The organism is Trichloromonas sp., from assembly GCF_034006665.1.
Classification (GTDB): Bacteria; Desulfobacterota; Desulfuromonadia; order Desulfuromonadales; family Trichloromonadaceae; genus Trichloromonas.
Genome location: NZ_JAVESI010000016.1, coordinates 20152 through 31877, shown reverse-complemented (window position 1 = coordinate 31877; position 11726 = coordinate 20152). Strand labels below are relative to the sequence as shown.

Annotated in this window: 6 protein-coding genes; all 6 read right to left on the bottom strand. The window is 57.6% G+C overall.

All coding sequences use genetic code 11. The features are described 5' to 3' along the window. Positions 1-16: 16 nt before the first annotated feature. The 6 genes from RBR25_RS08190 to RBR25_RS08165 all read right to left on the bottom strand — a co-directional run bounded on the left by RBR25_RS08190 (position 17) and on the right by RBR25_RS08165 (position 11667). The gene (locus tag RBR25_RS08190; RefSeq protein ID WP_432819062.1) at positions 17-769 is read right to left on the bottom strand and encodes a CAP domain-containing protein; all 753 of its coding nucleotides are present in this window, start codon (positions 767-769) and stop codon (positions 17-19) included. A 429-nt stretch (positions 770-1198) separates the two neighbouring features. After that, entirely contained in the window at positions 1199-3193 is a 1995-nt protein-coding gene (locus RBR25_RS08185; RefSeq protein ID WP_432819061.1) for a TonB-dependent receptor plug domain-containing protein, read from the bottom strand. Then, positions 3183-4589: a sigma-54-dependent transcriptional regulator gene (locus RBR25_RS08180; RefSeq protein ID WP_432819060.1), complete on the bottom strand. Its 1407-nt coding sequence runs from the start codon at positions 4587-4589 to the stop codon at positions 3183-3185. Before RBR25_RS08180 ends, RBR25_RS08185 begins: the two co-directional genes overlap by 11 nt. 6 nt (positions 4590-4595) lie before the next feature. Continuing rightward, complete coding sequence (locus RBR25_RS08175; RefSeq protein ID WP_432819059.1) at positions 4596-6017, bottom strand: sensor histidine kinase; 1422 nt, start codon at positions 6015-6017, stop codon at positions 4596-4598. Further along, positions 6014-6952 (bottom strand): ABC transporter substrate-binding protein, encoded by a 939-nt coding sequence (locus tag RBR25_RS08170; protein WP_432819058.1) that lies wholly within the window; start codon positions 6950-6952, stop codon positions 6014-6016. Before RBR25_RS08170 ends, RBR25_RS08175 begins: the two co-directional genes overlap by 4 nt. A 161-nt stretch (positions 6953-7113) precedes the next feature. Then, on the bottom strand, positions 7114-11667 hold the full coding sequence (locus RBR25_RS08165) for a glycoside hydrolase family 99-like domain-containing protein (RefSeq protein WP_432819057.1): 4554 nt from the start codon (positions 11665-11667) through the stop codon (positions 7114-7116). Positions 11668-11726 lie beyond the last annotated feature (59 nt).

The following is an 11726-nucleotide window of genomic DNA, read 5'->3' as shown; positions in this document are numbered from 1 at the left end:
CGGCAAAAAACCGGCATCACTCCTCGTCAGACAGATTGATGAACTGATTGTCCCCCAAATCGGCATAGACGGTCGTCAGATAGCGCATCAACCCATCGGACTGCAACTCATAGAGTTCGACAGAGCCGCCAAGCGGCAACTCAGCCTGGAAGCCCCCTGCGTCATCAACCGGCAAGGTCGACAAAAAACCGGTAAATTCATCGCGCAGAAAGAGTCGGCTGCCAAAGGCCGCTTGACCGATCAACCAAGGGCGCAAATCCAACGGTATTGCAGCGTCAATGACGAGAAGATAAACATATTGCTGGCCCATGACCAGTTGCAGGTTTTCGGCGAAAAGGGCGACACCCGCTTCGCGCAACAAGGGGTTGAGCAACGTCAGCTTGCCGGCGGGAAGGGAAAGCAGTTCATCACGCAGCAAATTGTCAACCATAAAACCCACCGCCTCATCCAACTCAACATAGTTGGAAAAAGCCAGAATGGCCAAAGCTTCATCGACCTCGGCGGCGGCATAGCCGGCTTCCGCAGCCCGGTCGGCGACCGTACGGCCGTCAAGAGACTGATAGCTGTAATAAAGCTGCGTCGCCATATCGCGACCGTGGGCGTCGGCCGAAGCCATCAATCCGTCGCTCCAGGCCAGGGGGGGCAGACCGGCATCAAGGATCCAGGCTCGTTCCCCCAGAGACGTCGCCACCTGCTCGACATCCAACCCCAGACGCTCGACAGTTGCGCGCAAGTCGACACGGGCCTCATTGATCCGGGCCCAAACCATCCGTGCCTGCACGCGAAGGAGCGCTTGCTTTTCGACTGCAGCATCTTCCGCATGCGCCGGAACCGCGGCTAAGCCCATCAGCACAAGCAAAAGGCAAGCGACAAACCGACCGGCTACCGGAAAACCAACTACACAGCGCGTCATTCTTTCTGAAAACGTGAGATTCATCATTTGCGTCTTTCGCCTTTACTTGTGGACTGTATACATGACATCCGGTCATACATGACTTTGCCTTATAGCAATGTCCATGCCAAGAGAAAACTTCATATATATTACGGCATTTTACAAAAAGGCTTACGTCAACGCTGGTTGAATCCAACCAGCGCTGGTTTGATTCAACCAGACTCATTGCAGCGGATGAAAATTTTTGGGGTGGGTGAAACAGGGGAAAACCCTGAAGCGTTTTCAGGGATTTACCTGAGCTCGTCGCTACCAGGCATAATTCCAGAAGACTTCGACCTGCCGACCGGGCGGATCGACCGGACCGTAGAGATCGGGTTGACGACTCCCCCGGTCGAAAAGATCTCGAACCCGCAGGGTGAAACGGTCATCCTCGAAAAAACCGGCCATCCGCGCAGTCAAGTGCACGACAACTTCTTGCGAATAATGCCCGCCGACACTGTCTTTGGAATAACTGTAAGCGATGTCGTCGGCATACTGGCCCGAGATATCCAGATCGTAACGATTGGACGGCCGCCAGGAGAGTCCGGCGTAGGCCTGCCAGCCCGGTCCCTGGTCGACGGGTTCGCGCCAGTCGTCGTAGACCGGCACCTGGCTGCCGTCGGGACGGACATAGACGAAGCGCAAGGCATGGAAGCGGGTATCGTCCCCCCGATAGTCGTGAATGCCGAAACCGCCATAAAATTGCATGTCGTAAATCCTGGGAGTGCGCAAGGCAATTTCTCCGCCGTAGATTTCCAGATACTGGGGAACGGAGAGCCCGCCGTAGGGGTCTTCGCTGCGATGATCCCGCACCCGGCTGTGAAAGAGGGTCGCCTGCGCATTCGCCCCGCCCGGCGTGCTCCACTCGAGCTGCAGACTGGCGGTGGAGATGCCTTCGGGATCGAAATCCTGGTTCTCGAAGAGTTGCCGCGAGTAGGGGCTGCGATAGGCGGTGCCGTAGTTCCCTTTGAGGTTGACCCGCTTGCCGAGGGCGCGGGTGAACCCCAGGCTGTAACTGCAGGTGCTTTCATATTGGTTGTGGTCGTCGACGCGCGCGCCGAGCCAGAAGTGGGTTTCGCGCCATTGCCAGCGCATCTGCCCGAAAAGGGAAAAAAGGCGGTTGCTGTAGTCCGCCTGCCCGATTTCCGGCGTAAAGAGAGGCTGTTCCGTTTCCAGAAAGTCGGGGAGGAATCCATCCCTGACCAGAGCGTCGCGCACCCGCGTTTCCCGCCAGGATCCGCCGAGAGTGAGCAAGCCCTTGCCGAAGAGGCGGCGATCCCAGAGCAGTTCCACATGGCCGACATCGTTGCGCTGGCTCCGCTCGATATCGCTGTCAAGAACCTCATAGCGGCTTTGCAAATAATACCCGCTCAGGGTGTAATGACTGGCACCGACGACATGACTGAAGGTGGCCTTGACCAGATTGATGGGGGTTTCCTTTTCGCCACGCCAACGCAGGCTTTCATCGGGGTTGGTCTGGGTGTAGCGGCGGGTGAAATCGCTGCCGCGCAGGGTCAACTGAAAGCTGTCGCCATAATCCAAGGTGGCCGCCCCTTGCCGATAGCGGGAGGGGGCGATTTCCCCGGCGTCCTGTTTCGTGGTGACCTCGGATTCCTGGAAGAGCCGGCGGCTGTCCGCATAATCAAGCCGCGCCCGCCAGCCGGCGGCCTGCCCCTGAACGCCGAGATCGGCGCCGCGCGATTCATGGTTGCCGCCGTGAAGCGACACACTCCCCCCCAGATCGCCGCCCCGACGTGGAACGACGTTGACCACACCGGCAAAGGCGTCAGGTCCCCAGAGGACCGAACCGGGACCATAGATGATTTCGACCCGTTCAATATTGTGCAGGGACATGTCCTCATCGAGGGGAGCAAAGGTCTTGCTGACATCGGTGGTCAGGGGCACCCCGTCGTAAAGGAAAAGAACGGCGTCGCGCAGCCCACGCAAATACGGGACGCTGCCACGCCCGGCGCCGATCATGAAAAATCCCGGCTGAGCGCCAAGAAGTTCAGCCAGGGTACGATAGCCATGGCGCTCGATCTCCTCGCGGGAAACGAGATTGACGATCGCGGGTGCGGTCGCCGGGGATTCGGGCGCTCGGGAAGCGACGGTCACTTTCTGCTCGGCTTCACCGACAAACATCAGCATGGTTTCTTCGTCGCCGGCCAATTCCAGTGCCCAACCCTGGGACCAGGCAAAGGCCATAAACAGCCCCGAAATGAAGAGATGGCGGCTAAGCCGGAGAAGGAGGTTATTCCTCACGTTTCCCCCTGTAGCGAACCTGAACATGGATGGTTTTGCTGTTTGCGGCGCCGTCGAGCAGACCGAGCAGGGTGCGGAAGCGCGCCCGGCTGACCCGCAGCAGGCGGGCTGCGGCGCTCTGGTTGTTGCCGGTCATTTCCAGCGATTGGCGAACGATCACCCGCTGCAGTTCTTCGTAATCGATCCCCGCCGGCGGCAACTGGAAGAGCTCTCCCGCCAGGGCGGGCGGCTGCCTGGCCGCTTCCAGTTGGGGGAAATCGTCGGAATTGAATGGACCGGAACCGCCCTTGAGGATGCAGGCGCGCTCGACTGCATTGAAGAGCTCACGCACGTTCCCGGGCCAGGGATATTCGTGCAGCAAACGCTGCGCGGCGGGCGTGAGCAGTTCCCCGCGGGGAGGCGCTCCGCTGAGTTTCTCGACACAGTAGCCGACCAAAGCATCGATATCCTCGCGCCGGTCGCGCAAGGGGGGCAAATGAATGGGAAAGACCTCGAGGCGATAGTACAAATCTTCCCGAAAAAGCCCCTGACGAACGAGGGCGGCGAGGTCGCGGTTCGTCGCGCAGACCAGTCGGCAGGTAACGGGGAGCTCTTCATTGCCGCCGACCCGCTGGATGGTCTTTTCTTGCAAGGTCCGCAACAGCTTGGCCTGGGCCTCGGGGGGGAGCTCGCCGATTTCATCGAGGAAAAGGGTGCCGCCGGCGGCGAATTCAAACTTACCGAGACGCATCTTATCGGCACCGGTAAACGCGCCCCGCTCGTGGCCGAAAAGTTCGGCTTCGATGAGATTGGGAGCGATCGCCGCACAGTTGACCGCGACGAAACGCTCTTTCGCCCGGGGGCTGCTGTTGTGCACCAGGCGGGCCACGACTTCCTTGCCGGTGCCGGACTCGCCGGTAATAAGCACCGTGGCGTCACTCACGGCAACCCGCTGGGCCAGATCCCGCACCTTTTGCATGGACTCGGAGGTAAAAATCCCCTCGGGCCGATGATCGGCGACCTGCTGCTTGAGACGAAGGTTTTCCGAGAGCAGACGGCGGACGCCCAGGGCACGTTCGACGGCGAGCAGCACGGCCTCTTCCTCGAAGGGCTTGACCAGAAAGTCGGCGGCACCCAGACGCAGGGCCTCGACAGCGGATTCGAGATTGGCGTAGGCGGTCACGAAGACCACCGGGCAACCGAGTTCCCGTTCACGAATGGCGGCGAGAAGTTCGAGTCCGTCCATCTCATCCATGCGCATATCCGATATGACCAGATCGAAAGGTTCCCGGCCGAGGGTTTCGAGAGCCAACCGCCCATTGCCGGCCTCGGCGGTCTGGTGACCGGCGCCGATCAGGATAATAGAGAGAATAGCTCTGATTTTTTCTTCGTCGTCAACGATCAAAATCCGGGCCATGGGCAATCAGTTCTCCTTACTGAAAAGTTCGGGGTGCAAGGGGATCTGCAAATCAAAACAGGCTCCGTGCGGCTGATGGGCCAGGGCGCTGACCGTCCCCTGGTGGGCGGCGACAATCTCCCGGGTAATCGCGAGCCCCAGACCGGTTCCTTTAGCCTTGGTGGTAAAAAACGGCTCGAACAGGGACTGGGGATCGACATCCCCAAAACCGGGACCATCATCGACAACCCGCAACAACAGAAAGTCATCGAGAGAAGCAATCTGAAGTGTGACATTTTCGGCCACATCGAGGGCATTGCGAACGACGTTGAGCACGGCTCGCTCAAGGAGCGCGGGATCACAGACCAAGGTCAGGGCACGGTCATCGGGAATCTGGCTGTCAATTTGCACCCGCTCATCCATGAGCCGGATCCGTTGCTCAAGGCTGGCAACCAGTTCGAAGGTCGGCATTTCCTTGAAAGCCGGCGGACGCGGGCGGGCAAAAAGAAGAAAATCCTCCACCAGTTTGTTGATACGCTCAATCTCCTCATCCAGAAATCCGATCATCCGCACCTTGACCTCCGGCGCGATCGGCCCCTCTTTGCGCAAGATGCCGATACTCCCCTTGATGATGGCGAGGGGATTCTTGATTTCATGGGCCACGGTCAGAGAGAACTTTCCGACCTCGGCCAGCACCTGCTGCCGGGCGATGGCCGCATGGGCGGCGGCGATTTCGCGCCGCTGCGACTCCAGCGCCTTGAGCATTTCGTTGAAGGCGTGGGCCAGGGTGCGGGTTTCGTGCAGCCGACCGCCGTCGGCACGGCCTTCCATCTGGCCGCGCGAAACCTGTCGGGCCACGGTCAGCAGGTTTTTGAGGGGAGCATTGATAGCGCGGGACAGGGTCCAGTACATGCCGATAGGGGCAAAGGACAGAAACAGCGAAATCAGGACATAACGCAAGGCCAGCCGACTTTTGAGCTGGTCGAGACTGGCGAGGGAAAAACCGAGGCGCACCTCGCCGAGGCGCTCGTTCTGGGGGCGGCCCTCAAGAAAAAGGGCCTCTTCGCCACCAAGGCTGTGGCTGAATACCGGAGCGCTAACGGTCGCAAAGCTCTCGGGGATTGTACGTTGGGTACGCACGATGATGGGCCGACCGGAAGTGTCGACGATTTCGACCTTGCAGACGTCACTGACGGCCAGCATGGTGTCGGTAAGACTGGCCAGGATCTGTTCGTTTTCCAGCAGGACTCCAAGTTCGGCATTGCTCGCCAGATATCCGGCCAAGAGGCTGAAGTGGTCGTGAAACCGTTGTTTTTCAAAGGAAACGGTAAGGCGGTAGCCCACAATCCCCATGCTGAAGGCGGTGGCAATGATAAAAAAGAAAGCGATGGCGGTCAACCTCCCCTGGATGGAATGGAGACCGAGGTTTCTGTAATAAGGGAGTTTCACGGTGTCCCCTCCCCTCCCGGCAATCCGAGGGATCGCCAGACCTGAGGGTTGCGCTGGACACTGAATTCCGGTGATTCAATTCGGCAGCCCCCCCCGGACAGAAGCGCCGTGACCTGGGAAGCGACCTGCCGCCCGACCTGCCGATAATCGATGACAAAGGCCAGGGCCGCGCCGGAATCGAGAAAAAAGCTGTTAAAACCCACCACCGGTATCCGCCGCAAGGCCGCTTCTTTGATGACATGCTGGATGAAGGCGCGGGAGATGATGGTGCGATCGGGAATGAAAAGAATGGCGTCCGGCCGTTTTTGGCCGGTGGGGATATCGAGCCCACCTGACTTACGGCTGACCGGCAACGCCAAAAGATTCAGACCTTGCGCTTCGGCCAAGGGGACGGCCTGGTCAAACCAGTCCTGGTTGTTGGCGGGGTCGAAAAGAACGCCAAGGCTTTTCAGGTTCGGCAACTCTTGGCGCAGGGCTTTGATCTGCGCGGCAATGGGCAGGTTAAGATCGACGCCGCAACGGGCCGCAGGGGAACCGGAGAAGATCGCTTCGGGATTGAGCACCATGCCGTAAATCAGGGGGGTGGATCTGGAACGGGGGGCAAGATAACGCAGCGATTCGGGGCCGACAGCGACCATGGCGGCAAACGACCGGGGCTCCAAAAAGGGAGACTGACCGGCCAGGCTATAGGGGATCCCCCTTTCATCAAGAAAGAAGCGCTGAAGATGCAAACCGGGAAGACCCTCTTCAAGCCCTTCAACCATTTCAATATAAGGGGCGATCTCGCGAGACAGAAGGATGGCGACGCCAAGCGATTGTGTAGCCGACGCAGGGTTGGAAAATAGCAGTATGAGAGCCAAAACCAGCAACAGAACGCAACTCTGCCGTCGAGCAGAGGCATTTCCAAGAAGGCTGGTAAATAAGTCTGATTTCATGCCGAAGCTGTCCTTGCCGGTTCAGATTCGAATCATCGGGCAGCGTACCAGCGTCAGACAAAAATCGGTAATCGTGCGCTGGAAAATACGGGAAATTTTATCTCCAACTAATCTTTATTGATCGGTCGGCCGGGCTTGGGCCAATCGGATGGCTTTAAGATTCATCGAGAACTGACCGCAACCCGTTGGACGCGTAATTGATCGATCCGTTCCTGGCACTCCCGGTACAGTGGACTGGAAATGATATCAGCACGGTTAGCGGAGGAATCGACGGCAAGGGTATTGCCGCCGGAGGTGCCATGAAGATAGTCACCAATGTAGTGATCAAGTTCAAGGCTGTGCCAGTCGGTGTTGTCGCACGTGATCAGTTGCAGGGTGAGATAATAATCTTCGAGATAACGCTGTTCATCATGCCAGACCAGACACGAAAGGTCGAGCTGATCGAGATCAAGCAGGAAGCTATGCAGTGGCGCGGGATTGCAGCTGACAAAATCCTCATAGCAGCGACCGTGGGTAAACTCGCGCTTACGGCCGGTCAGCTGACCGGTGTTGGGATCAAAGCTGGTGGAATAAACCCGGCCGAAGGTGACGGCCTTGCCGGTCTGGCGCAGGCGGTCGAGCAGCCAGGCGTAGGCATGGCAGAACAGACGATCATCGTAATCAAGAAAGGCGGCATAACGGGTAGTGACCGACTGCAGGGCCTGATTGAGCATCCGGGCACGCAAATCCCCCTGACCATTGTCGGAGTGAAAATGCAGGATACGGGCCAGCCTGCCAGCCGGCCAAGGTAACCGGGCAACCAGGGCATCAAGTGTTTGGGTCTGCTCGGGCGAGAGATCCTGCACAGCGAGCAGCGGAATGACTTGGCAATCGTGCATGGCCGCGAGGCTGTAGAGCGCCTGCTGCAACAGGGCCAGATCGCCCTGGCGGTGGAAGCGCAGGATGGTGGTCACTTGGGGCAACTCGGCGACGGGCCGGCTGTCTGGCCGGGTGACAAAACTGTGAGCATCTGTCCGCAGGCGGTAATTTTTATAATCGCAGGGAGCAGCTGCGACGGGAAACAACAGCAACGGAGCCTGCTCGGCGGTGGCGCTGTCGACGGAGCCGTTTTCGGTGGGCTGCGGCAGGGACCCAAAAGGATCGTAGGCGTTGGACAACAGGATCTGGCCGGGCAGATGCATAGCCGTATACAGCATGTTTTCGAGGGTGTCGGGCAAGACCAAGGCCAGCCGACGAAACTGAAAAAGATAGTCGGGCGCAGACTCGGGAGGCGATGTCTTTCTTGCCGCTTGAGGGCTTTGTCGAATAGCTCTGGCCGCCTGAACAGCAGCCTCAAGTTCAGGCTGAGCAAAACTTATTCTGCAGAGGTCAAACAGGCTCGATTGAGTCAAAGCAGCAACGAAGCGATCATGTAGGCGGGTATCTGCTTGCAAACTGGACCAGACATCAGGCAGCAGGTCTATACGAACGACAGTATCCGGCAGCAGTTTACAGCGAATGGTACGATCAATGCCGTAGGGCAACCCGGCGAGGGTGCGACCAACAGCATTGAGATAGGCATAGCCATAGCGGCTGTCCGGTTCAAGGTGCGCACCTTCGGCCCATTCGTTCCAGGCATTGACCAAGATAAACCGCCGGTCGGCCGGCAGGTTGGCGCGGCTGTAGTTGATGAGGCGCTCGAGCCAATGGGAAAAACTCGCGGGGGTGCTGCCATGCACCAACAGGGCCTCAGCGCCATAGCGGGCGCTGTTGTCCCAGATCGGCACGAGGGAACGGAACCAGGTGTAGGGCTTGGCCTGCTGCTGTTCGGCATAGAAACTGGCAACCTGATCATAATCGAGCACGCTGCCGTGCAGGGGTTGATATGGCTGTAACTGGTCGCGGATATCGGGAACAGCACCGCCGGTCCAGTCATGCAGAGTACGTTCAACGCCTGCATCCATGCCAAATGTGCGCGGATCATTAGCACCGCGGGTCAACACGGCAACAACGTAAGGAGGTTCGAGTCCGGCAGCTTGGCACTGCTGGGACCAGACGGCAAGATACTGCTGGGGATCGGGCAGTGAAGCGGGTCGGTAAACGAACAGCAGCGGCCGGTTGTCGATACGCACATAACGGGAATCGCGGAAAAAGGGCAGCAGGTAATGAATAAAAGCTTCGGCATCAGCCGCAGAATAGTTTTGCTGAAGAAGTACGGCATCTTCGTTGCCATCCCAGCGGCGGGTCCAGTTTTCGTTGGCCCAGCAGAAGCAGAACGGCATGGGGATATCGGGGTTTTCCAGTAGCAGACGGGCTGGTTGTTCGAGAATCAGCTTGCCCGTAAACCAGTAATGGTAGAACACCTGACCATGGATGCCGGCCTTCTGCATCATATGGGCCTGCCGCATCAGGGGTGCGGGGGAGTCGAGCCGATAATAACCGAGATCGTGATGGGGAATGTGCTGCTGGTAATGACCAACAAACAGCGGGTTGGCGGCACGCACCTTGGTCCATTCGGTGAAGCCCTTACCGTGCCAGTCATCATTTTCCGGAATAGGATGAAACTGTGGCAGATAATAGCTGAGCACCCGGATGTCATCACAAATCTGAGCGGAAAAATCCTGCTGGGGTTCGTAATAGCGGTAATCGGCAATGGAATCACCACGATGCAGGCGATAAAAACGGCCGGGTGTGCGGTTGGCGAGAATCAGGATGAGACGCTCCAGGGCATGTGCCAGGGTACCGTCGGCGGGAATGGGCTCGGCCGGGAAGTCCTGCCAGTTCAGCGGCAGCGTCAGAAAGGGGCGCAGGGCCTCGGCTCGCGCCCAGAACATGGCACCTTCGGGGAATTCAACGACAGGATAATCGGCTATTGAGACATCAGTATAACGTCGCAACAGTTCTTCGGCGATGGATTGATTGGCACCCCAGCCGCTGCGATCCTTGAGAATCTGACGTTGGCCTTCGGGATACACCAGTTTGGCGTCCTGCTGCAGCAGGTGCAGAATCTGGCTTTGAGTTGCGGCGGCTGTTTCAGCCGTACCCAGAAGGAGATTGAGAATATCGGCGCACCAATGGGACAGCTCGGCGCTGTGCGGACTCTGCTTGCTGTGGAAATGGGCGATGAGGTCGTATTGAAGCAGGCGCTGGCCGAACTGGACAATAAAAGGGGCGATATCGCGGCCCCGGTTGGGCACGGCTTCGATCACCAGTTGGCCTAGACGGGGCAACTGACGCCGCAGTTGTTCGGTCAAGACAGTCGTGTCGCTATTCTGTCGCACGGAGACATAAAGATCGAAATCAACCGGCATGGCCTGCAGGCGACTGGTGAATTCATCCAGCATCTGCGGATAGTACAGATGCAGATGCACCGCGATTCGGAGATATGGCGCAATGGTGACGGTGGCTGCGGGATCAAGGTAGTAAGGGCGACTCGCCGGAGCGGCGTCCCTCTGTATGGTGGCGCTGTCGTTTGATTCCTGTGCGGTTGGCGTCAACTGGGGCTGAAGGTTTCCCTGTTGAAGCCGGCGCATGCGCTGACGCAGGCCAGCCAGTCCCTCACGGCGCCAAAGAGCATGAGTCTTGACAGCAACAGACAGCCAACCACCACGAGCATGGATCTGCTGGCGAAACCAAAGCAGGCGCTGACCGGTCACACGCCCATTAGTGGTCAGGTAGCGCAGGGGCGCAGTCAGGCGCCAACTGCGGCTGGTCAGCAGAGCATCAATACGATGGCGCAAGGTTTCGATATGGCGAAGCTGTTCAGCCAGATGGCGGTCATATTGGGCTGACTGACGCTCATGGGTGGCCAGCAGCTCAGCCATTTCACGGTCATGGCTGGCGACCAGATCGGACAAACGACCCTCATGAGTGGCCAGCAGCTCAGCCATTTCACGGTCGTGAGTGGATGTCAATTCCAGCAACTGGTGATCACGTTCAGCAAGGCGAGTGCTGGCAATCTGCTCCGCCTGTTTCAGATTCTCCGCAATCTGCTGCAGATTCCTGGCCTCAAGTTGCCATTCATGCAGTCGAATCTGCAGCATCAGAGCCAACCCAAGACGATCAAACAGCTGGGCGAATCTCACGCGCTGTTCCGGAAAAGTCCAAGCATGAAATAGCGCCTGAATATTGGCTGGGAGATCCTTCCCTATCGCGAGAACACCAAGTCCGTTGCAGTGCTCAAAATGGAGGTGGGGGTAACGGCAAGAAAGCTCCTGCCAAAGGCGCCAAACGCCAAAGTCGTCACGATGAACTGCAGTATCATGAAATAAAACAAGAGCCCTGGAAGACAGTTTTGGCAACCAAGACTCGAAATCGTGACGAACAGCTTGATAAGTATGAAGACCATCGATATGAAGAAAATCGATAGAACCATCATCGAAATGAGTAACAGCCTGATCAAAAGGAAGTCTTAGCAGCTGAGAAAAGTCAGCATAATGACGAGCATTATAGTCACTAACGTCTACGTAGATTTCATTGCCATAGTAGCCTGCCTGAGAATCACCTTCCCAAGTGTCTACTGCGAAACAACGAGTCGACAAACCAGCTGCTCGAACTGCCTGACAAAATGCGAAATAAGAATTACCGGTATGAGTCCCAAGTTCCACTAAAGAATCAGGTCGGCTTTGTTCAACCAAAAAAAAAGCGAAGGGGATATGTCCAGCCCATGATTCCGGTGTCTTTAGCCGAGCTGGCACCATCAGAGAAATATCAGTTAAAAAAGGATATTTATTCATCACTTAATGTCGTATAGATATGTAATATCGACTAAAAAAACTATCTGATCATAAGTTAA